Source organism: Mycobacterium sp., assembly GCF_035314905.1.
Classification (GTDB): domain Bacteria; phylum Actinomycetota; class Actinomycetes; order Mycobacteriales; family Mycobacteriaceae; genus Mycobacterium.
In genome coordinates this window covers 26,219-48,039 of sequence record NZ_DATFYW010000097.1, presented here as the reverse complement: position 1 = coordinate 48,039, position 21,821 = coordinate 26,219, and the positions used below count along the sequence as shown (strand labels likewise).

General features: G+C 67.6%; 21 protein-coding genes. 13 read left to right on the top strand and 8 right to left on the bottom strand.

The window, feature by feature from the left end:
* Positions 1–42: 42 nt before the first annotated feature.
* Entirely contained in the window at positions 43–3,354 is a 3,312-nt protein-coding gene (locus VKG81_RS08045) for an error-prone DNA polymerase (protein ID WP_324395307.1), read from the top strand.
* A gap of 13 nt (positions 3,355–3,367) precedes the next feature.
* On the opposite strand, the gene VKG81_RS08040 is transcribed toward VKG81_RS08045, so the two are convergent.
* Positions 3,368–3,784 carry a TIGR03667 family PPOX class F420-dependent oxidoreductase gene (locus VKG81_RS08040; RefSeq protein WP_324395306.1) on the bottom strand — a complete coding sequence of 139 codons (417 nt, stop codon included), beginning with the start codon at positions 3,782–3,784 and terminating at the stop codon, positions 3,368–3,370.
* A gap of 22 nt (positions 3,785–3,806) precedes the next feature.
* On the opposite strand from VKG81_RS08040, the gene VKG81_RS08035 reads away from it, so the two are divergent.
* The gene (locus VKG81_RS08035) at positions 3,807–4,454 is read left to right on the top strand and encodes a nitroreductase family protein (protein ID WP_324395305.1); all 648 of its coding nucleotides are present in this window, start codon (positions 3,807–3,809) and stop codon (positions 4,452–4,454) included.
* A gap of 3 nt (positions 4,455–4,457) precedes the next feature.
* On the opposite strand, the gene VKG81_RS08030 is transcribed toward VKG81_RS08035, so the two are convergent.
* Complete coding sequence (locus VKG81_RS08030) at positions 4,458–4,922, bottom strand: tRNA (cytidine(34)-2'-O)-methyltransferase (protein ID WP_324395304.1); 465 nt, start codon at positions 4,920–4,922, stop codon at positions 4,458–4,460.
* A 246-nt stretch (positions 4,923–5,168) separates the two neighbouring features.
* Between VKG81_RS08030 and VKG81_RS08025 the strand changes: the two genes are divergently transcribed.
* The 4 genes from VKG81_RS08025 to VKG81_RS08010 are packed head-to-tail and all read left to right on the top strand — an operon-like array spanning position 5,169 to position 9,179.
* Positions 5,169–7,820, top strand: a complete 2,652-nt coding sequence (locus VKG81_RS08025; protein WP_324395303.1) for a sensor histidine kinase — start codon at positions 5,169–5,171, stop codon at positions 7,818–7,820.
* Complete coding sequence (locus VKG81_RS08020; RefSeq protein ID WP_324395302.1) at positions 7,817–8,233, top strand: roadblock/LC7 domain-containing protein; 417 nt, start codon at positions 7,817–7,819, stop codon at positions 8,231–8,233. Before VKG81_RS08025 ends, VKG81_RS08020 begins: the two co-directional genes overlap by 4 nt.
* A gap of 6 nt (positions 8,234–8,239) precedes the next feature.
* The gene (locus VKG81_RS08015; protein WP_324395301.1) at positions 8,240–8,614 is read left to right on the top strand and encodes a DUF742 domain-containing protein; all 375 of its coding nucleotides are present in this window, start codon (positions 8,240–8,242) and stop codon (positions 8,612–8,614) included.
* Positions 8,595–9,179 carry an ATP/GTP-binding protein gene (locus VKG81_RS08010; RefSeq protein ID WP_324395300.1) on the top strand — a complete coding sequence of 195 codons (585 nt, stop codon included), beginning with the start codon at positions 8,595–8,597 and terminating at the stop codon, positions 9,177–9,179. The genes VKG81_RS08015 and VKG81_RS08010 overlap by 20 nt, the downstream gene beginning before the upstream one ends.
* An 18-nt stretch (positions 9,180–9,197) precedes the next feature.
* Here VKG81_RS08010 and VKG81_RS08005 read toward each other — a convergent pair whose 3' ends face one another.
* The 3 genes from VKG81_RS08005 to VKG81_RS07995 form a co-directional block, all read right to left on the bottom strand.
* Complete coding sequence (locus VKG81_RS08005) at positions 9,198–11,708, bottom strand: FHA domain-containing protein (protein WP_324395299.1); 2,511 nt, start codon at positions 11,706–11,708, stop codon at positions 9,198–9,200.
* A gap of 36 nt (positions 11,709–11,744) precedes the next feature.
* The gene (locus tag VKG81_RS08000) at positions 11,745–12,374 is read right to left on the bottom strand and encodes an MspA family porin (protein WP_324395298.1); all 630 of its coding nucleotides are present in this window, start codon (positions 12,372–12,374) and stop codon (positions 11,745–11,747) included.
* A gap of 287 nt (positions 12,375–12,661) precedes the next feature.
* Positions 12,662–13,075 (bottom strand): DUF952 domain-containing protein, encoded by a 414-nt coding sequence (locus VKG81_RS07995; RefSeq protein ID WP_324395297.1) that lies wholly within the window; start codon positions 13,073–13,075, stop codon positions 12,662–12,664.
* 153 nt (positions 13,076–13,228) lie between these two features.
* Here VKG81_RS07995 and VKG81_RS07990 point away from each other — a divergent pair, with 153 nt between their 5' ends.
* The gene (locus tag VKG81_RS07990; protein ID WP_324395296.1) at positions 13,229–13,426 is read left to right on the top strand and encodes a DUF7455 domain-containing protein; all 198 of its coding nucleotides are present in this window, start codon (positions 13,229–13,231) and stop codon (positions 13,424–13,426) included.
* Between the two features lie 186 nt (positions 13,427–13,612).
* The gene (locus tag VKG81_RS07985) at positions 13,613–14,587 is read left to right on the top strand and encodes a YihY/virulence factor BrkB family protein (RefSeq protein WP_324395295.1); all 975 of its coding nucleotides are present in this window, start codon (positions 13,613–13,615) and stop codon (positions 14,585–14,587) included.
* Here the strand turns inward: VKG81_RS07985 and VKG81_RS07980 are convergent.
* Positions 14,574–14,813, bottom strand: a complete 240-nt coding sequence (locus VKG81_RS07980; RefSeq protein ID WP_324395294.1) for a DUF3039 domain-containing protein — start codon at positions 14,811–14,813, stop codon at positions 14,574–14,576. The two genes, VKG81_RS07985 and VKG81_RS07980, sit on opposite strands and share 14 nt — an antisense overlap.
* Before the next feature lie 58 nt (positions 14,814–14,871).
* Here VKG81_RS07980 and VKG81_RS07975 point away from each other — a divergent pair, with 58 nt between their 5' ends.
* The 3 genes from VKG81_RS07975 to VKG81_RS07965 all read left to right on the top strand — a co-directional run bounded on the left by VKG81_RS07975 (position 14,872) and on the right by VKG81_RS07965 (position 17,214).
* The gene (locus VKG81_RS07975) at positions 14,872–15,294 is read left to right on the top strand and encodes a DUF3099 domain-containing protein (RefSeq protein ID WP_414685197.1); all 423 of its coding nucleotides are present in this window, start codon (positions 14,872–14,874) and stop codon (positions 15,292–15,294) included.
* Between the two features lie 146 nt (positions 15,295–15,440).
* A complete protein-coding gene (locus tag VKG81_RS07970) occupies positions 15,441–16,400 on the top strand; it encodes a sigma-70 family RNA polymerase sigma factor (RefSeq protein ID WP_324395292.1) in 960 nt (319 codons plus the stop codon).
* A 121-nt stretch (positions 16,401–16,521) separates the two neighbouring features.
* On the top strand, positions 16,522–17,214 hold the full coding sequence (locus VKG81_RS07965; RefSeq protein ID WP_324395291.1) for a metal-dependent transcriptional regulator: 693 nt from the start codon (positions 16,522–16,524) through the stop codon (positions 17,212–17,214).
* On the opposite strand, the gene VKG81_RS07960 is transcribed toward VKG81_RS07965, so the two are convergent.
* A complete protein-coding gene (locus VKG81_RS07960; protein WP_324395290.1) occupies positions 17,211–18,266 on the bottom strand; it encodes a DUF4192 domain-containing protein in 1,056 nt (351 codons plus the stop codon). The two genes, VKG81_RS07965 and VKG81_RS07960, sit on opposite strands and share 4 nt — an antisense overlap.
* A gap of 191 nt (positions 18,267–18,457) precedes the next feature.
* Here VKG81_RS07960 and sthA point away from each other — a divergent pair, with 191 nt between their 5' ends.
* Positions 18,458–19,864, top strand: a complete 1,407-nt coding sequence (gene sthA, locus VKG81_RS07955) for a Si-specific NAD(P)(+) transhydrogenase (protein WP_324395320.1) — start codon at positions 18,458–18,460, stop codon at positions 19,862–19,864.
* Between the two features lie 2 nt (positions 19,865–19,866).
* On the opposite strand, the gene VKG81_RS07950 is transcribed toward sthA, so the two are convergent.
* A complete protein-coding gene (locus VKG81_RS07950) occupies positions 19,867–20,649 on the bottom strand; it encodes a trypsin-like serine peptidase (RefSeq protein ID WP_324395289.1) in 783 nt (260 codons plus the stop codon).
* 188 nt (positions 20,650–20,837) lie between these two features.
* On the opposite strand from VKG81_RS07950, the gene VKG81_RS07945 reads away from it, so the two are divergent.
* Entirely contained in the window at positions 20,838–21,809 is a 972-nt protein-coding gene (locus tag VKG81_RS07945) for a PAC2 family protein (protein ID WP_324395288.1), read from the top strand.
* Positions 21,810–21,821: the final 12 nt, after the last annotated feature.

The window sequence follows — 21,821 nt, the reverse complement described above, 5'->3', positions numbered from 1 at the left end:
GCCCGCGCCCGCTATCGAATGTTTGTTCGATACACTGGGCCGGTGAGCTGGTTCACGGGGCCGCCGAGCTGGGGAGAGCTGGAGCGGGTGCTCAACGGCAAGCCCCGCCGGGCGGGCATGCCGTTGGCAGACCCGCCGATCGACGGGGGCGACAGCCCGGCATTCTCGCGCAAGCGTGGGGCATACCTGCCGCCTGACGTCCAGCGGGCGGGTTCGGACGTCCCCTACGCCGAACTGCATGCCCATTCGGGTTACAGCTTCCTCGACGGGGCCAGCACCCCGGAGGAGCTGGTCGAGGAGGCCGTGCGCCTGGACCTGCGCGCAGTCGCGCTGACCGACCACGACGGCCTATACGGGGTGGTCCGCTTCGCCGAGGCGGCCAAGGAGCTGCACATGCGCACGGTGTTCGGTGCCGAGCTGTCACTGGGCGGCTGGAGTCGCGCAGGCGGCTGGAGTCGCACCGACGAGCCCGACCCGCCCGGCCCGCACCTGCTGGTGCTGGCCCGCGGGGCCGAGGGCTACCGGCGGCTGTCGCGCCAGCTGGCCGCCGCGCACCTGGCCGGCGGCGAGAAAGGCAAGCCCCGCTATGACTACGACGCGCTGACCGAGGCCGCGGGCGGCCACTGGCACATCCTAACCGGATGCCGCAAAGGTCATGTGCGCCAGGCGCTCTCGGATGGCGGCCCAGAGGCGGCCGCCAAGGCGCTTGCCGATCTGGTGGACCGGTTCGGCCGTAACCGGGTCAGCATCGAGCTGACTCACCACGGCCATCCGCTCGACGGCGAACGCAACGGCGCGCTGGCCGACCTCGCGGCACGCTTCGGCATCGGGGTCGTCGCCACCACGGCGGCGCACTTCGCCGAACCGTCGCGCGGACGGCTCGCCATGGCGCTGGGCGCGATACGGGCCCGGCACTCGCTCGACGAAGCGGCCGGGTGGCTGGCGCCGCTGGGCGGGTCGCACCTGCGCTCGGGAGCGGAGATGACACGGCTGTTCTCGCACTGCCCGGAGGTCGTGACGGCCGCGGCCGAGCTGGGCGAGCAGTGCGCGTTCGGCCTGGAACTCATCGCGCCGCAGCTGCCGCCGTTCGACGTCCCAGACGGGCACACCGAGGACAGTTGGCTGCGGCATCTGGCCATGACGGGCGCGCGCGAGCGATACGGTCTGCCTGAAAGAGCTCCGCGGGCGTATGCCCAGATCGAGCATGAGCTGGAAGTCATTGCCCGGCTGCAGTTTCCGGGATACTTCCTGGTGGTTCACGACATCACCAGGTTCTGCCGGGAGAATGGCATCCTGTGCCAGGGCCGCGGATCGGCTGCCAACTCGGCGGTCTGCTACGCACTTGGTGTCACCGCGGTGGACCCGGTGGCCAACGAGCTGCTGTTCGAGCGGTTCCTGTCGCCCGAACGCGACGGACCGCCCGACATCGACATCGACATCGAATCCGACCTGCGCGAGAACGTCATCCAGTACGTCTACGACCGCTACGGCCGCGACTACGCCGCCCAGGTGGCCAACGTCATCACGTACCGCGGTCGCAGCGCGGTTCGCGACATGGCACGGGCGCTGGGATTCTCTCAGGGCCAGCAGGACGCCTGGAGCAAGCAGATCAGCCGGTGGAACGGCCTGGCCGACTCTCCCGATGTCGAGGACATCCCCGAGCAGGTGATCGACCTGGCGCTGCAGGTCAGCAACATGCCGCGGCACATGGGCATCCACTCCGGCGGCATGGTGATCTGCGACCGCCCGATCGCCGACGTGTGCCCGGTGGAATGGGCGCGGATGGAAAACCGCAGCGTTCTGCAGTGGGACAAAGACGACTGCGCCGCGATCGGTCTGGTCAAGTTCGACCTGCTCGGCCTCGGCATGTTGTCGGCGCTGCACTACGCCATCGACCTGATTGCCGAACACAAGGGCATCGAGGTGGACCTGGCCAAACTCGACCTCTCGGAGCCCGCGGTGTACGAGATGCTGCAGCGGGCCGACTCCGTCGGGGTGTTCCAGGTTGAGTCGCGCGCGCAGATGGCCACGCTGCCGCGCCTGCGACCGCGGATCTTCTACGACCTGGTGGTGGAGGTGGCGTTGATCCGGCCCGGCCCCATCCAGGGCGGCTCGGTGCACCCGTACATCCGGCGGCGCAACGGCCTGGACCCGGTGACATACGAGCACCCGTCGATGGAGCCGGCGCTGCGAAAGACATTAGGGGTACCCCTGTTTCAGGAACAGCTCATGCAGCTGGCGGTCGACTGCGCAGGCTTCACCGCCGCCGAGGCCGACCAGTTGCGCCGCGCGATGGGATCCAAGCGGTCCACACAGCGGATGCGACGGCTGCGGGGCCGGTTCTACGACGGCATGCGCGAGCGCCACGGCATCACCGGCGAGGTGGCCGACCGGATCTACGAGAAGCTGGAGGCGTTCGCCAACTTCGGCTTCCCGGAAAGCCACGCGCTGAGTTTCGCGTCGCTGGTGTTCTATTCGTCGTGGTTCAAGCTGCACCACCCGGCGGCGTTCTGCGCGGCGCTGCTGCGGGCGCAGCCGATGGGTTTCTACTCACCGCAATCGCTGGTGGCCGACGCGCGCCGCCACGGCGTCACCGTGCACGGCCCAGACGTCAACGCCAGCCTGGCCTACGCCACGCTGGAGAACGCGGGCCTCGAGGTGCGGCTCGGTCTTGGCAGTGTCCGCCACATCGGCGACGAGCTGGCCCGGCGGATGGTCGACGAACGAAATGCCAACGGCCCGTATGCTTTTCTGCTCGACCTGACGTCCCGGCTGCAACTGTCCGTGCCCCAGACAGAGGCGCTGGCCACCGCCGGTGCGCTGGGCTGCTTTTCGATCAGCCGCCGCGAGGCGCTATGGGCCGCAGGTGCGGCCGCCACACAGCGGCCCGACCGGTTGCCGGGTGTGGGCTCGTCGTCGCACATCCCCGCGCTGCCGGGGATGTCGGAGCCGGAGCTGGCCGCGGCCGACGTGTGGGCCACCGGCATCTCACCGGACAGCTATCCCACGCAGTTCCTGCGCGGGGACCTCGACGCGTTGGGCGTGATCCCTGCGGACAAGCTCCTCGATGTCCCCGACGGAACCCGCGTGCTGATCGCGGGCGCGGTCACCCACCGGCAGCGGCCGGGGACGGCCGGCGGGGTGACCTTCTTGAATCTCGAGGACGAGACCGGGATGGTCAACGTGTTGTGTACGCCAGGGGTGTGGGCACGCCACCGGAGGGTGGCGCAGACGGCACCGGCGATGCTGATCCGCGGTCAGCTGCAGAACGCCACCGGGGCTGTCACCGTGGTGGCCGAGCGCATCGGCCGCATTCGGCTGGCGGCGGGCTCCCGCTCTCGCGACTTCAGGTAGTCACACGCAACAGCTATCCCCCCGCCGGGGTGGTCCACACCCGGTCGATGCTGATCTTCAACCGGGTGTTGAATGCGCCGAGGAACTCCTTGCTCATTCCCATGCTGACGGCGTAGTCGGCGTACTTGGCCTGATACTGCCGGTCCGCGATCGGATCAGCATCGACCGCATCCACCCTCGCATCGCCGCCGACGACGACGACCCCTGCGCCATTGCCGTCGGAATCCAGATTCAGGCTCACCCGTGGGTGGGCCTTGATGTGCGCGACCTTGGCGGCGTTCGGCATCGAATACACCGTCACCTCGTTGCCGTCGAAATAGAACCACACCAGCCGGGGTACCGGTTGGCCCGACTTCGCCACAGTGGTCAGCCACCCGTAGCGGCCGGATTCGAGCCTTCTGGAAACCTCTTGCGTCAGTTCGACAGTCATGGTGCGAATGTAGTCTCCCGACATGAACTTGAACCTGACCGTCGACGAAGTACTCACCACCACGCGCTCGGTGCGCAAACGCCTCGACCTGGACAAGCCGGTGTCGCGGGAGGTGCTCAAGGACTGTCTGGAGCTGGCGATTCAGGCGCCGACAGGTTCCAACGCCCAGGGCTGGCAGTGGGTGTTCATCGACGACCCGGACACGAAGTCGGCACTCGCCGACGTCTACCGTGCCAACGCCATGCCTTACCTGAATCTGCCGAAGCCCGACTACGGCGACGGGGATGTCCGCAACGAGCGGATGGGCCTGGTCAGCGAATCCGCCAGGTACCTGGCGGAGCATCTGCACGAGGTGCCCGTCATGCTCATCCCGTGTCTGCAGGGGCGGGTCGAGAACGCGCAGCTGGGGTTGGGCGCGTCGTTCTGGGCGTCCCTGTTACCGGCGGCCTGGAGCTTCATGCTGGCGCTACGGTCGCGCGGGCTGGGCTCGACGTGGACGACGCTGCATCTCGTCGGCGACGGCGAACGCAAGGCCGCCGAGATCCTCGGCATCCCGTTCGAGGAGTACAGCCAGGGGGGCCTGTTCCCGATCGCGTACACCAAGGGCACCGACTTCCGCCCGGCCAAGCGGCTGCCGGTCGACCAGATCACCCACTGGAACCACTGGTAGGCGCTAGACGGCCCCGGCGAAACCGTGCTGGCGCCACGCCTCGTACACCGCGACGGCGGCGGCGTTGGACAGGTTCAGCGAGCGGCGCCCCGCCAGCATCGGGATCCTCACCCGCGCGGTGATGTGGGGGTCGCCAAGCGTCGCGGTGTCCAGCCCGGTGGGCTCGGGCCCGAACAACAGCACGTCACCCGCGCGGTAGTCGACGTCGGCGAACGAGGACTTCGCGCGCGCGGTGAACGCCAGGACGCGCGCGGGCCCGAGCGCCTGCCAGGCGGCCCACAGCGAATCATGAACGGTGACCGAAGCGAGGTCGTGATAGTCCAGGCCCGCGCGGCGCAACTTCGGTTCCGACAGGTCGAAGCCGAGCGGCTCAACGAGATGCAATTCGCAGCCTGTCGCGGCGACCATGCGGATCGCGTTGCCGGTGTTGGGCGCGATGCGCGGGGAGTAAAACATCACCCGGAACATTCTCCAAATCATGGCAGCTGAGCCGCCGGGAATTTGCTCGGCTACTCTTCACGGCGAGCCGCCCGAACCCCGCGAAGTCTGTCTGTTCAGTAAGAATTGTTGGTGCCCCCGGGCAATCACTGTCATACTCGTCGAGTTGCCAGGCGTTTACCGCCCGCCCAAACTTGGGTCGATTGCAGGAAAGTTTATGAACGACGCGCTAATTCAACAATTCGCATCACCGGTCGGTAGCGCGGCCGCGGTCCGATGACCATGTTTGCGCAGCCCAAGCTGCTCGAGGAGCCGGCCGAGGCCGGGGAGCCGAAGGCCGCGCCGGCCAAGCGCCCGTCGAGATGGTCCCCGTCCAACTGGTCGGTCCGCTGGAAGGTGTTTGCGATCGTGCTGATACCGACCGCGCTGGCGGTCGCGTTCGGCGGCATGCGCATCTACAACAGCGTGAATCAGGCGTCTGACCTGAGGCTTGCCGCCGACCGCGCCGAGATGGTCCAACCGATCGAAAGGTACATGTCGGGGCTGAACGACGCCCTGCTGGCCAACTCCACCGGCACCGACGTGTCGTCCGCGCGCAGCACGTTCGACCAGGGCATGTCGGCCCTTCAGCGGCAGACGGCCAGCACCAACGTGGCGCCCGACATCCGCTCGGGTATCACAACCCTGCTCAACGCGGGCCCCGGGCTCCTGGACAAGGTGCAGTCCGACAGCATCCCGCTGCGCGACGAGGTCACCACCTACGCACCGATCCTGATGACCGCCCAGGAGGCGATCGACGGATCGGTCCGGATCGACGACCAGAAGATCCGCGCCGAGGCTCAGGGCCTGAGCCGCGCGGTCGGCGCCCGCGGCCAGATGCTGATGCAGCAGTTGCTGGTGAACAAGGGCGGTGACCTGCCCGAGCCCGAGCTGCGGACGTCGATGATCACGCTGGCCGGCACCGAGCCGTCGACGCTGTTCGGCATGAGCCAGGTGCTGGGCGTCGGCTCGCCCGATGTCCAGAAACTTCAGCAGGAGATGGTCGGCCGGATGGCGACCATGTCGGACCCATCGGCTGTGCTGGCCGGCAACCCCCAGCTGCTGCAGTCGCTGCAGAGCACCGATCAGATCGCTTCCCGGATCATCAACGACACCACTGCGTCGGTCACCAAGGCCGTGGATGACCGGGCCAACTCCGCGCGCACGGCCGCGATCCGGGACGCGGCGATCATCGCCGCGGCGATCATCGTGGGCCTAGTTCTGGTGCTGTTGGTGGCCCGGTCGCTGGTGCGGCCGCTGCGGCGGCTGCGCGCCGGCGCCCTGAAGGCGGCCCACGAGGACCTGCCCGCCGAAATCGAGCAGGTGCGGGCCGGCCAGGAGCTGCCGTCCGTGGAGCCGATCCCGGTGCACACCAGCGAGGAGGTCGGCCAGGTCGCCCATGCCGTCGACGAGCTGCACGAACAGGCCCTCATGATGGCCGGCGAGCAGGCGCGGCTGCAGATGCAGGTCAGCGACATGTTCGAGACGCTGTCGCGGCGCAGCCGTTCGCTGGTCGACCAGCAGTTGTCACTGATCGACAGCCTCGAGCGCGACGAGGACGACCCACAGCGGCTCGACAGCCTTTTCAAGCTCGATCACCTCGCCGCGCGGATGCGGCGCAACGGCACCAACCTGCTGGTGCTGGCCGGCGCAAAGCTGCGGCGGGAGCAGGCCGAGCCGGTGCCCGTCGCCTCGGTGATCAACGCGGCCGCCTCCCAGGTGGAGGACTATCGGCGCGTCGTCACCGCCACGGTCCCGCACAGCTCGCTGGTCGGTTCGGCCGCCGGCGACGTCGTGCACCTACTGGCCGAGCTGATCGACAACGCACTGCGCTACTCGCCGCCGAGCTCCCCCGTGCGCATCAGCGCGGTCCACACCGGCAATCGCGGGCTGGTGATCGAGGTGAGCGACATGGGCCTCGGGATGACCGAGGGCGATCTGCGCATGGCCAACATGCGCCTGGAATCCGGCGGTGAGGTCACGCCGTACACCGCCCGGCACATGGGCCTGTTCGTGGTCGGCAGGCTGGCTGCGCAGCACGGGCTTGTCGTGCGGCTGCGCAGCTCGGTCGTCGGCGAACCCCGCTCCGGGACGACAGCGGGGATCTTCGTGCCCGCCGAGCTGATCTCGGAGACTGCGGGACCCAGCTGGCCGGACCGCGAGGACCTGGGCGAGGACTCGACGCCGGAAGCCCGGTCGGGCGCGGCGACGGCACGCGCGCTCGACGACCTGCCCGGCGTGGCCGCGACGATGCACAGCGACGCCGGCCTGTTCGGTGAGCCCTATCGCAATGGGTCGTCGCAGGAAGACGCATCGCTCTCGTCCCTGCCGCGGCGCGATCCGGGGGCGAGCGGAATCCTCGGCACCCCGGAGCCGGCCGCCGGCGAGCACGAGGCGCAACAGCCGGAGGAGGCCGCCGAGACGCGCGCCCCCGCCGACACGTCCGCGTTCTTCACCGCCCGGTCACAGCCGGCCAACGGCGCGCCGCCGGCGGAGGCCGGAAGCGCCGATGACACAGACGTGATCTTCCAGCGCCTGGTGTCGGAGTGGCTCATCGATCCCGAAACGCTGATGGAGCCGCTGCAGTCGTGGGAGTCGGTCTGGGACAGCGGCTGGGCCGCAGCCGAGCACGCCGAGCAGGCGCCGGTCAACGCGCACACCGACCAGGGGCTGCCGATGCGGGAGCCAGGTGCGCGGCTGGTACCGGGCCGTCCGAACGGCGCCGCGCACCGCAAGCCGGACGATGACAACGGGGTAGCATCGGCCGCCGGTGAGTCGGTTCGACGCGACCCCGACGCGGTACGCGCGTCGTTGTCCAACCACTGGGGCGGTGTTCGCGCCGCACGATCCCACGCCCGAGAAAACGGCCCGGAGATGGATAGCCAATGACCTACCCGTCACGTCCTCCGCACGACAAGTCGCTGGACTGGCTGCTCTCGAATTTCGCCCGCGAGGTGCCCGGTGTGACGCATGCCGTGCTGGTGTCGGCCGACGGCCTGCTGGTCGCCGCCAGCGAGCACCTTCCGGCGGAGCGCGGCGACCAGCTCGCCGCGGTGAGCTCGGGCCTGGCCAGCCTGTCGACCGGTGCGGCGCAGCTCTTCGACGGCGGGCAGGTGTTGCAGTCGGTGGTCGAGATGGAAAACGGCTACCTGCTCCTGATGCGGGTGGGCGACGGCTCGCACCTGGCGACGTTGGCCGCCACGTCGTGCGACATCGGGCAAGTCGGCTACGAAATGGCCATCCTCGTCGAGCGGGTGGGCGGCGTGGTGAAATCGTCGCGACGAGCTCCTCAGCCCTCGTGAGCCGCGATGGACACGCCCGACACGCCGGCGCAGGCGAATGAGCCCAAACTCGTGCGGCCGTACACTCTGACGGCCGGCCGGACCAGCTCGAGTGTTGTCCTTCCGCTAGAGGCGTCGATCGAGGCGCTGGAGTCGGCGCGTCACCACCAGTGGCTGCCCAATGACGTCAGAGGGGAGATCGTGGAACTGTGTATCACCCGGCCGTCGGTCGCCGAGATCGCTGCCCGGCTCAGTCTGCCGCTCGGGGTGGCGCGTGTTCTGGTGGGTGATTTGGTGACACAAGGCTATCTGCGGGTGCTCCACACCCTTGACGACCACTCGACACTCGAGGAACGCCGCGAATTGATAGGAAGGACGCTGCGTGGTCTACGCGCACTCTGAGATGAACGCAGCCGCGTCGACCAAGATTGTCATCGCCGGCGGATTCGGTGTCGGCAAAACGACGTTCGTCGGCGCCGTCTCGGAAATCCTGCCGCTGCGCACCGAGGCGATCCTGACCGACGTGTCGGCCGCGGTGGACACGCTCGAGGACACGCCGGACAAGAGGACAACCACCGTCGCGATGGATTTCGGACGGATCACCCTCGCGGACGACGACCTGGTGCTCTATCTGTTCGGGACGCCCGGGCAGCGGCGTTTCTGGTTCATGTGGGACGACCTGGTACACGGGGCAATCGGCGTAATCATCCTGGTCGACTGTCGGCGGCTGCAGGACAGCTTCGCCGCGGTCGACTTCTTCGAGGCCAGGGGACTGCCGTTCTTGATCGCGATCAACGAGTTCGACGGCGGGCCGCGCTATCCGACAGACGAAGTGCGCAGAGCGCTTTCGCTGACGACCGGTGTCCCCGTGATCACGGTCGACGCGCGTGAACGCGATTCGGCGAAGGAGGCGTTGATCGCGATCGCCGAGTACGCGCTGGCGAAGCTCACGCCGCTACACCGCTGATTTCTGCCCCGCGGCGGCCTAGCCCCCCTTGAGCCGGATCTTCCACCGGACGAAGGTGGCGTAGCCAAGGCTCAGCACGCCGAGCATCGCCATGTCGAAGAGCCAGGCTTTCGACGTGTGCTGCCAGTGCGAGTCCTTCGGCGTCAGCGGTCCCGGGACAAGCTTGGTCAGGTCGACCGTCGAGGCCGAGGCCGCGAAACCCCAACGCGCCGGGGTGAACCAGGACAGCTGGTCGAGCAGCAACCGGTCGGTCACCGGGATCATCCCGCCGGAGAACACCAGCTGCGACATGATCGACACCACCAGCAGCGGCATGATCTGGTCGTTGGTCCTGGCCAGCGCCGAGAGTGCCAACCCGAGAATGGCCGACGCCACACAGGTGGCCGCCACATCGACGAACAACTCCAGGCCGGGATGGCCCAGCATCACCGCGCCCTGGGTCGGCTGGCCCTTGCCGTAGATCACGATCGCGCTCAGGATCGCCGACTGGATGACCGCGGCGGTGCAGTACACGCAGATCTTGGCCAAGAGGTACGCGCTCGTCGACAGGCCGACGGCCTGTTCGCGGCGGAAGATCGGGCGCTCACCGATGAGGTCACGAATCGTCAGGGCGGTCCCCATGAAGATCGCGCCGACATTGAGCAACACCAAGATCTGGCCCGGCTCGTTCGGCGCGTTTCCCATCGGGTTGGGTATGCCGAAGCCGACATTGCCCGGCACCGCCAGGGACAGCACGCCCAGGATGAACGGCAGCAGCGCCAGGAACGCGAAATAGCCCCGATCGGAGACGATCAGCCGAACCTGGCGGCGCGCGATCGTCGAGAACTGACGGCGCAGGCTCGTGTGCACCGGCTTGCCGAGATCTGACGGCTTCCCGATCTCCGGCGGCGGGGGCGGCGGACCGGTCTGCGCGAGGAATCGGCGGTTCGCCGCGTCGGGGTCGGCGCCCACCGCTGAGAAGATGTCCGCCCAGTTGGTGGTGCCCATGGCCCGGCCGATCTCGCCGGGCGGCCCGCAGAATGCGGTCTTGCCGCCGGGCGCCAGCAGCAGCACCTGGTCGCAGACGTCGAGATAGGTCAACGAGTGCGTCACCACCACGACCACGCGACCGGCGTCGGCCAGCTGGCGCAGCATGGTCATCACCTGCCGGTCAAGCGCCGGGTCCAGGCCAGAGGTCGGCTCGTCGAGGATCAGCAGCGACGGGCCGGTGAGCAGTTCCATCGCGACCGACGCGCGCTTGCGCTGGCCGCCGGACAGCTTGTCCACCCGTTTCTGCGCGTGGGGTGTCAGCTCGAGTTCCCCGAGCACCTCCGCGATCACCTGCCGCCGGTCTTCCTTGGTGGTGTCCGGGGGCAGCCGCAGCTCCGCCGCGTATCCGAGCGCCTGCTCGACCGTGAGCTGACGGTGCACGACGTCGTCCTGCGGCACCATGCCGATGCGGCTCCGCAGCGATGCGTACTCGGCGTGGATGTCGTGGCCCTCGAACAACACCTTGCCGCGCGTCGCGCGGGTCGCGCCGACGATGACCCTGGCCAGGGTCGACTTGCCGGCCCCCGACGGCCCGATCACCGCGGTAAGGGTGCCGGGCCGGGCGGCGAACGAGATGTTGTCCAGCAGCTTGCGGTCGTGCTCCACCGTCAGGCTGACACCGTGCACCTCGAGTCCACCGGTCCGGGTCGCGGCCTCGGTCTCGGTCCGACGCACCAGCGTGCCGCCGGAGAACACCAGGTCGACGTTGCCGATCGTGATGACGTCGCCCTCATGCAGCAGTGCCTGGTCGACGCGGGTGCCGTTGACAAACGTGCCGTTGATGCTGCGGTTGTCCTGGATCTCGAGGCCGTTAGGCGTCGGCACCAACGTGGCGTGGTGGCGGGACGCCAGCACGTCGGGGATCACGATGTCGTTGTCCGTGGCCCGCCCGATCGTGACCGACCCCGGCGCGCGGGCGGCGGCGCCACCACCGCCCCGCAGGATCCGCATCATGCTGGTCGCAATGTTGGACGTCTCGCTGCCGCCGCGGCCCGGTGACGGGCCGATCTGCTGGGGCGCCTGATAGTTCGGCTGCGACGTGCTCGGCGGGTACGACGGCTGCGACGTGCTCGGCGGATACAACGACCGTGACGAGATCGACTGCTGCGGCGCCTGGAATGACGCGCTCGCGCGCTGCGGCACCGGGACGGCTGTCGTCTGCGGCGGACGTCCCACCGAGCCGGTGTGCCGGCCCACCTCGAATGTCATCCGCGGCCCATCCGGATTGCCGATGTGAATGGTCTGCCCGTCGCGGATTTCGACGGAGGGCACCCGGCGGTGGTCGACGAAGATGCCGTTGAGGCTGCCGTTGTCGATCGCCACCCACCGACCGCGGTCGAACCGCAGCACCACGTGGGCCCTCGACACCAACGGGTGCGCCACGCGCACGTCGGCCCGAAGGTCGCGTCCGATGACCACATCGTGGCCGGGTGCGAAGGTGCGCTGCGATCCGTCGGTTCGGACGGTGAGCGCAGGTGGCGCAGGTCGGCTCATCGGCACCAACTCTATAGGTAGGTTGGCGCCATAGTGACTTAGCTAGTTCATGTTCCAGGGGTCGCCGTAGGTGGTGACGCTGTCACCCGCTTTGGAGATGAGCCGCGCGAACGGGCGCAGCAGCACACCGCCGGCCGCGCCGGTCACCGTGCCGTGCGCGTTGGACACCGCCACCGCGCCGTCCGGGCCGGTGACGTCGACCGAGAACGTGGCGACCTCCTGAATACCGGGGCCGTTGCCCAGGTTGGCGGAGATCGACACGCCGGGGAACAGCGGCGGCGAGGTCACGACCAGGGCCGGTGTGGCCGAGATGGCCGTCTGGTCGAGGTTGATGTTGGGCGTGGTGTAGCTGAAGTTCACCCCCACCCCCAGCGACCACGGGAAGCCGATCTGATAACCCAGCTCCAGCGTCCCGGCGAATTGGGCGGCGTTGGGGCCGGTGACGTGGTAGACGGCCTTGCCGGAGTGGAACCACTCCCGGGTCAGCCGGTTGCGGTCCAGCGGATACACGCCGTTGAGGAAGGTGTCCCACTGCTCGATGTCGAGGGTGTCGCCGCCGCCGTCGACCAGGGTCAGGTTGTTGTCCATACCGGCATGCGAAGTGCCATGACCGATCAACAGGCATGCGGTTGCTGCCACGAGGGCAACGAAAACGCGGGTGATGGTTCTCAATGTTCTCCCTAGCATCATCAGGCGCAGATGAGAACATCATCAGGATGCTCTTATGCTGCGCTCATCTTGGCTCAGAGGAACATAGCAGTGCGAGCACGACCCGGCAACGCATACAACGCGTAACGAAACACGAATTAAACAGTCGGGACGCCCACGCCGCCCACGCAGTGTCCTGAAGGGCATCCATACAGAGGTCGAAGGTGAGATGCGAACCCCGGCCTGACAATTCCGGCCGCGTTCCCAGAACCCTTGTAATCGCGAGGTTACGTGCCCGGCCGGCTCGAAATTCAGCCGCCTCTGTCCTTGCCCGCTTCCTGCCCGACCGCATCGGTGTGCACGGGCTCGCCCGCCACGGGCTCGAACCGCCCGTCCGGCCCCGGGCGGTATTCGCTGACCGCGACGACCGCACCCACCGGCAAAGGACCGTACAGGTGCGGGAACAGCATCGACGCCGGATCGGTTGGTAGGCCCGGCTCCCAGCGCACCGGCGCGGCCAGCCGCGTGGGGTCCAGGTGTAGCAACACCAGATCCGTCCGCCCGGCATAGATGCGGTTGGCGGGCAGGTGCACCTGCTCGGGCGTCGAAAGGTGGACGAAGCCGACCGCTTGCAGCGAGTCGGGACGTAGCTTCCCGAGCCGTCGCGCGCGTTCCCACTCGGCGGCGGCGCAGATGTGTAGAAGCACCTGGTGGGTGGTATCCATCCACCCAGCATCGTCGACGGCTCGAGGAAACGTGAGACATGACACACCGGCGCAGGGCGCGGGAACAAGGCCGGACGTGAATGCGTCTGTCACAGTGGATATGCACGAGAAGAGCGATGAGCCGCTCGCGCGGGAGCAGGAAACGGAGACGCCATGAACGCAACGCTTACCAGTCCGGAACTCACCAGGGCTGATCGCTGCGATCGCTGCGGCGCCGCTGCTCGCGTACGGGCGAAGCTCCCGTCCGGCGGAGAACTGTTGTTCTGCCAGCACCACGCCAACGAGCACGAGGCCAGGCTGATCGAGTCGGCGGCCGTGTTGGAGACCAGCGCCGAACCGCTGAAGGACTAGCGGGCCGTTCTCGGCGCGGGCGCTCGGCCAGCTACCTCGCCCGACTGTGAACACAGTGCGAAAATCGTTGTGATTTTTCGCGGTGATTTCACGCTCGGCGTTGTCGTCAGCCCATGCAGATCCGCGGCCCGTCCTCGGCGCGGGCGCTGGGCATGAGTACCCGGCGTCAGGGATCCTGTACTGGTCATGACGGACCAGTACCCGGTGAAGCCGACAAAACACCAGATCTGGCGTGTCGTCGTGCGCACGCTGTCCAAGGCGTGGGACGACTCGATCTTTTCCGAGTCCGCGCAGGCCGCGTTCTGGCAGGTGCTGTCGTTGCCCCCGCTGTTGCTGGGCTTGCTCGGCAGCCTCGCCTACATCGCGCCGCTGTTCGGGCCGGACACGCTGGCCACCATCGAGCACCGTCTGATCAGCGCGGCGAACAGCTTCTTTTCCCCGAGCATCGTCAATGAGATCGTCGCCCCCACCATCACCGACATCGTTCAGGGCGCGCGCGGCGAGGTGGTGTCGGTCGGCTTTGTCATCTCGTTGTGGGCAGGTTCGTCGGCGATCTCGGCATTCGTCGATTCGGTGGTCCAGGCTCACAGCCAGACCCCGCTGCGGCACCCGGTGCGACAGCGCTTTTTCGCGCTTGGCATCTACGTGGTCATGCTTGTCGCGGCCGTGATCGTCCTGCCGGTGCTCGCGGTTGGCCCGCAGAAGATCGCACAGTGGATCCCCGACAGCTGGGACAGCGTGCTCCAGTACGGCTACTACCCGATTCTGGGCATCGGGCTCGTGTTCGTCGTCACCGTTTTGTACCGGGTCTCATTGCCCAAGCCACTGCCGACGCACCGGCTGGTGCTCGGCGCCGTCCTGGCGACCATCGTCTTCCTGATCGCGAGTTTCGGCTTGCGCTTTTATCTGCGCTGGATCACCAGCACCGGCTACACGTACGGCGCCCTGGCCACACCCATCGCGTTCCTGCTGTTCGCGTTCTTCTTGGGATTCGCGGTCGTGATCGGCGCGCAGCTCAATAACGCCGTCGAGGAGCAGTGGCCGGCGCCGCAGACGCATGCCCGCCGACTGCGCTGGTGGCTGAAGACCCGCACCGGCGAAATCACCGGCACCGCGCCCACGCCGGACAACAGCGCCGCCGGCCGGGTCAGCCCTTCTTGAGCGCCTCGTAGATGCGCTTGCAGTCCGGGCAGACCGGCGACCCGGGCTTCGGCGAGCGCGTCACCGGGAACACCTCGCCGCAGAGCGCCACGACGTGCGTGCCCATCACCGCACTCTCGGCGATCTTGTCCTTCTTGACGTAATGGAAGTACTTCGGGGTGTCGCTGTCGGTCCCGTCGTCGACGCGTTCGTCGGTCTCGGTGCGTTCGATCGTCTGGGTCTGCATATCGCCATTGTGCCCGGTAAGACCCCCGTAAGAAACTGGCCTGCCCACCGGAGGCCAGGTGTGCAACAGTGGAGGTATGAAACACGGCCCTGAGCTGAGTTTCGACGACGATGGACGGCCCGTCCTCATCACCGCCGCGGCTCCCCCGTATGAGGTCGAGCAGCGCGAGCGGATCCGTAAATACGTGACGTTGATGGCGTTTCGCATTCCGGCATTGGTGTTCGCAGCGGTCGCCTTCGGCATCTGGCATAACGGGTTGATCTCTTTGCTGATCCTTTTGGCCTCCGTGCCCCTGCCGTGGATGGCTGTGCTGATCGCCAACGACCGCCCGCCGCGCCGAGCCGAGGAACCGCGCCGCTTCGCTCCCGGCAACCGCCGCACGCCCTTGTTCCCGACGGCTAACCGGGCTGCGCTCAGCCGTGGTATCGATGCCGATCCGCAACCGGAGCGATCGAATCCGGCGGCGACCGAGGAAGATTAGGGCAATCTAGCCCTATTCTCAGGACATTCTCAGGTCATCGGCGCATAGCCGCAGATCAGAGGGGTTACCCCGGTACATGCACGGGAACTTTGGGCGCGGTTCCGACGTTGGACTCCATGACAGTTCGAGGCGATCAGGAGGCCGCTATGGCAAATGCGACCGTTAGCCGGGTTGAGAGCGATCTGGACGCTCAGAGTCCAGCAGCCGACCTTGTCCGGGTGTATCTGAATGGCATCGGCAAGACGGCATTGCTCAACGCGGCGGACGAGGTAGAGCTGGCGAAGCGCATCGAGGCCGGCCTCTACGCCCAGCACCTCTTGGAGACGCGGAAGCGCTTGGGCGAGAACCGCAAACGTGAACTTGCGATGATTGTCCGTGACGGCCAGGCGGCGCGTAGCCACCTGCTGGAAGCCAACCTTCGGCTGGTGGTGTCGCTGGCCAAGCGCTACACCGGACGCGGGATGCCGCTGCTGGACCTCATCCAGGAAGGCAACCTGGGCCTGATCCGCGCGATGGAGAAGTTCGACTACACCAAGGGTTTCAAGTTCTCCACCTACGCTACGTGGTGGATCCGCCAGGCGATCACCCGCGGCATGGCAGACCAGAGCCGCACCATTCGGCTGCCGGTGCACCTGGTCGAGCAGGTGAACAAGCTCGCCCGCATCAAGCGGGAGATGCACCAGAACCTGGGTCGTGAGGCCACCGACGAGGAGCTGGCCGCCGAGTCGGGCATCCCGGTTGACAAGATCACCGACCTGCTCGAGCACAGCCGCGATCCGGTGAGCCTGGACATGCCTGTGGGCAGCGACGAGGAAGCGCCATTGGGCGACTTCATCGAGGATGCCGAGGCGATGTCGGCGGAGAACGCGGTGATCTCCGAGTTGCTGCACACCGACATCCGCCACGTGCTGGCGACTCTCGACGAGCGCGAGCAGCAGGTTATCCGACTGCGCTTCGGCCTCGACGACGGCCAGCCGCGCACTTTGGACCAGATCGGCAAGCTGTTCGGGCTGTCCCGCGAGCGGGTCCGCCAGATAGAGCGCGAAGTCATGGCCAAGCTGCGCAACGGCGAGCGTGCCGACCGCCTGCGGTCTTACGCCAGCTGACCTCCCTCCCCGTGTGCCCGCCGGCCGCACCCCGGCGGGCACACGGCTTTTTGCGCCCGCTTTTTGAGCGATCTCCGCGCCGGCCGGACCGGTAGACTCAGCTCGAACGAAGGGTGCCCTTATGAACGATCTGGTCGACACCACCGAGATGTATCTGCGGACGATCTACGACCTCGAGGAAGAGGGTGTCGTTCCGCTGCGGGCGCGCATCGCCGAGCGCCTCGAGCAAAGTGGTCCCACCGTCAGCCAGACCGTGTCGCGGATGGAGCGCGACGGGCTGCTGCACGTCGCCGGCGACCGCCATCTGGAGCTGACCGAGAAGGGCCGCATGCTCGCCGTCGCGGTGATGCGCAAGCACCGGCTCGCCGAACGCCTCCTGGTGGACATCATCGGCGTGCCGTGGGAGGAAGTGCACGCCGAGGCGTGTCGCTGGGAACACGTGATGAGCGAGGACGTTGAACGTCGGCTGGTTCAGGTTCTCAATCATCCGACGACATCGCCGTTTGGCAATCCGATCCCGGGTTTGGCCGAGCTCGGCGTCGACTTGCTCCCCGACGCGGAGGACGCCAGCCTGGTGCGGCTCACCGAGCTGCCCTCCGGTCCGCTGGTGGCCGTGGTGGTGCGCCAACTCACCGAACATGTGCAGGGCGACGTCACCCTCATCACCCGCCTGAAGGACGCCGGCGTCGTGCCTAACGCCCGCGTCACAGTGCAAACGAACCCAGCCGGGGGCGTGACGATCATCATCCCGGGCCATGAGCAGGTCGAGTTGCCCCACCACATGGCCCACGCCGTCAAGGTCGAGAAGGTCTAGCCCGCCCGCCGACCGAATTCCCGCCGTGGCGGCAGCTGCACGCCCAGTCGAGCAGCCAGCAGGTAGCCCGTCGCGGCCAGTTCCCGGATCTGCTCCGGCCGAAGACCCGACTGCAAGGCGGCGTCGAGCATGCCGGCCATCCGGTGTTCGTCCTCGCCGCGCAGCGCCGCTTCGAGCGCGACCCCTGCCAGCGGCCCGTCGCCTCTCGCATAGGCCGAGAAAGCCAGCAGCACAAGCGGTTCCACCCGCCATGGTTCAGGCAGTGCCCGCGACAGCACGCCCCACAACGCCTCGGCCTGCGCCGCGTTTTCGCCCACAGCCAGCGCGTACAGCGTGTCGCGGACGCGGATATCCGTCAGCGCGCATGCCAGTTCGATGAGCTGGTCATCCGAGAGTTCCGCTCCGTCGGCCACCTTGCCGGCCACCGCGATCGCCTGCTCCACGTTGCGACGGGCGCGGTCGGCGTCCTCGGGCTGCGCACCGGCAGCGGCGCGGAGCCGCTCGGCGATCAGGCCGGCCAGCCGCTCACAACGCGCTGCATCATCCGTGGCAACGACCGCTTGGAGCTCCTGGCGGCGAGCGTAGAGTCGTCGACCGTCGAGCACCGCCGCCATCGCCAGCGGCGACGCCGTCGGGTCCTCGACCGCTCCTGCCGCGCCGCAGCAGTCGGCGCAATGCCAACGGCCCCCGGCCGCGATCCGGTCGACAACATGGGTGGCGATCAGCACAATGCCCTGCGCCGCAAGGGCTTCGGTGAGTTCGGCTGTAAACTCCCGGAAGTCTTCGACGCATCCCGCGCACTGCGCGCCGAGAGCGTCCACGATCACGGCGATAGCGGCGTCGGGCCGCGCGGCGGCAGCCACCTCGGCGATGTGAGCGATGGTGTCGGTCATGTGGGTCGAGAGGTCGGCGCGAATCACGGGGCCGAGCTCGCCGCGGTCGAGAGCGACAAGCACCAGCGATTTCTCGGGTACGAAACCCAGCACGGCAGGCAACGCCGCGATCAGTGCGCCGGGCCGGTTGAACAGGAAGTCGGGTTGCGAAGTGGTCATGCGACGAATGTGACGGCCACCACCGTCTCCGATGTGGTCGGAAACCGCCGCCGCGCCCCTTGCTGTGGACGAAATCGCGTCTGCGGATAACCGCCCGCGACCGGCCGCGGATCGAGTTTGTTCACGCGCTATTGACGCCCTCGGCATGCGAGATTCCCGCAATCGGCGTACACCTCTACCTCATGGGTTCCATGCAGGAGTACGACCTCGTCGTCATCGGTTCCGGGCCGGGCGGCCAGAAGGCCGCGATCGCGGCGGCCAAGCTCGGCAAGTCGGTGGCGGTGATCGAACGCGGCCGCATGCTCGGCGGCGTTTGCGTGAACACCGGGACCATTCCGTCCAAGACGTTGCGTGAGGCCGTCGTGTACCTCACCGGCATGAGCCAGCGCGAACTCTACGGAGCCAGTTACCGGGTCAAGGAGAAGATCACCCCAGCCGATCTGCTGGCCCGCACCCAACACGTCATCACCAAGGAAGTCGACGTGGTGCGCAGCCAGCTGATGCGCAACCGCGTTGAGCTGTACACCGGCCACGGCCGGTTCGTGGACGAGCACACCGTGCGTATCGAGGATCCCAACCGCGCCGAGCGAGTTATGGTCAGCGGCCGCTATGTGATCATCGCCACCGGCACCAAGCCGGCCCGGCCCGCCGGTGTCGAGTTCGACGAGGAACGTGTGCTCGATTCCGACGGCATCCTGGATCTGAAGTCCATCCCGTCCTCCATGGTGGTGGTCGGCGCGGGCGTCATCGGCATCGAATATGCGTCGATGTTCGCCGCGCTCGGAACAAAGGTCACCGTCGTCGAGAAGCGCGACTCGATGCTGGACTTCTGCGATCCCGAGATCGTCGAGGCGCTGCGGTTCCACCTGCGTGATCTCGCCGTCACGTTCCGCTTCGGCGAGGAGGTGACCGCCGTCGACGTCGGCGCCGCCGGCACCGTCACCACGCTGGCCAGCGGCAAGCAGATTCCGGCCGAGACCGTGATGTATTCCGCGGGGCGGCAGGGCCAGACCGACCACCTTGACCTCGCAACCGCTGGCCTGGAAGCCGACAACCGCGGCCGGATCTTCGTCGACGAACAGTTTCAGACCAAAGTTGACCACATCTATGCGGTCGGCGACGTGATCGGGTTCCCCGCCCTGGCAGCCACGTCGATGGAGCAGGGCCGCCTCGCGGCCTACCACGCATTCGGCGAGCCGACGGCCGGGATCACCCCGTTGCAGCCCATCGGCATCTACTCCATTCCCGAGGTCTCCTACGTCGGCGCCTCTGAAGTTGACCTGACCAAGGACTCAATCCCCTACGAGGTCGGCGTGTCGCGTTACCGGGAGCTGGCACGCGGCCAGATCGCCGGCGACTCCTACGGCATGCTCAAGCTGCTGGTCTCCACCGAGGACCTCAAGCTGCTGGGCGTCCACATCTTCGGCACCGCCGCCACCGAGCTGGTGCACATCGGGCAGGCCGTGATGGGCTGCGGCGGCACCGTCGAGTACCTGGTCGACGCCGTGTTCAACTACCCGACGTTCTCGGAGGCCTACAAGGTCGCGGCGCTGGACGTGATGAACAAGATGCGCGCGCTCAACCAGTTCCGCAACTAGGGTCAACAGCCGTCGCTGAACGTCGCGGGGCCCGTGTCGCCCGGCCCGCCGGCCTCGGCCCTCATCAGCAGCGCGGTTACGGCGCCGTCGAAGGGCGGCGAATACGAGACGTCGTCGTTGCAGCCGCCGCCGTGGAAACCGCCGATCAGACCGACGACGGACGATCCGCTCAGCCACGGCGCACCGCTGGTACCGGCTGGCAGGCCCGCGCACGGCAGCGACGGAAACCCGCGGGGCCCGGTCGCGGTGTCGCCGCGGCATCCGATCGGCGTCCCGCCGACGCTGGCGGGATAGGCCGTGACGCTCACACGCGTGCCCTTCTGCGGGGCGGCACCCAGCGATAGCCCGCGTCCGACCACGGCCTCCACCGATCCCCCGCCGTCTCGGCTCACCCGCGCGACGGCGAAGTCGGCGATCGGATCCGTCGCGGATAGCCACCGCGGGTCCATATAGACCGAGCCGATCTTCCACGTCCCGGCGGGGCCGGAGTCGCCGCTGAAGCCGGGCACGAACGTGGCGTCGGACCCGCCGGCAAGACAGTGGGCGGCCGTCAGGATCAGGTCGCCGGAAACCGAATGGAGCACCGAGCCGGTGCAGGTGTGTTGGTCGGTGTTTCCGACGAAAACCGCCCCGATGAGCGGGTTGGCGTCGACCGGCGCGGCCGCGGGCGGCGGCAATGGAGGTGACGGACGGGCCACCGGCGGCCCGGGATGGCCACAGCCGGCCAGCGCCGGGAACATCGCGGCACCGGCCACCACAAGGCGCCGAAACCTTCCGAACCGCATGGTTGTCGATCATGCCTGAGCACGCCGAAGGCGGCGCGGCAGCGTGTTTTCTGCATGGAATCGGTGAGCCGGCTGTTGCGTTTCTGCATTTGCGGGTATCCGCGCTCGCAAAATCGCGGTGTCCGATGGCGTCCGCCGCGATCTGAGGGACACTAGACGTCACGGCACTGCGGAAGGAGGCGAAATTCATGGCTGCTGAGGACCAATACCGGCCGGAGCAGACCGGGATGTACGAGCTTGAGTTCCCCGCGCCGCAGTTGTCATCCCCCGACGGCCGTGGACCTGTGATGATCCACGCACTCGAAGGGTTCTCCGACGCAGGTCACGCGATACGGCTGGCAGCCAGGTATCTCAGGGACGCGCTGGATACGGAGCTGGTGGCGTCGTTCGCGATAGACGAGCTGCTGGACTACCGGTCGAGGCGCCCGCTGATGACGTTCAAGACCGACCACTTCACGAAGTACGAAGATCCTGAGTTGAGCCTGTACGCCCTGCACGACAGCGTGGGCACGCCATTTCTGCTGTTGGCCGGCTTGGAGCCGGACCTGAAATGGGAGCGGTTCATCACGGCGGTACGGCTGCTGGCCGAGCGGCTCGGGGTGCGCCAGACGATCGGCCTGGGCACCATCCCGATGGCAGTGCCGCACACCCGCGCGGTCACACTGACCGCACATTCCAACAACAAGGAGTTGATCGCCGATCACCAGCCGTGGGTTGGGGAGGTGCAGGTGCCCGGCAGTGCCTCCAACCTTCTCGAGTTCCGGATGGGTCAGCACGGCCATGACGTCGTCGGCTTCACCGTTCATGTCCCGCATTACCTCGCGCAGACGGACTATCCGGCAGCCGCCGAGGCCCTGCTCGAAGAGGTCAGCAAGGTGGGCTCACTTCAGATTCCGTTGGCGGCGCTGACCGAAGCAGCGGCCGAGGTGCGGGCGAAGATCGACGAACAGGTCAACGCGAGTCCCGAGGTGGCGCAGGTGGTGGCGGCGCTGGAGCGGCAATACGACGCGTTCGTCGCCGCGCAGGAAAACCGCTCATTGCTGGCCCGTGACGAAGATCTCCCGAGCGGCGAGGAGCTGGGCGCGGAGTTCGAACGCTTCCTAGCCGAACACAGCGGCGGCTTCTCCGACGGCTTCAGAGAGGGCGAAGACAAGCCCTAACCGACAGGCAAG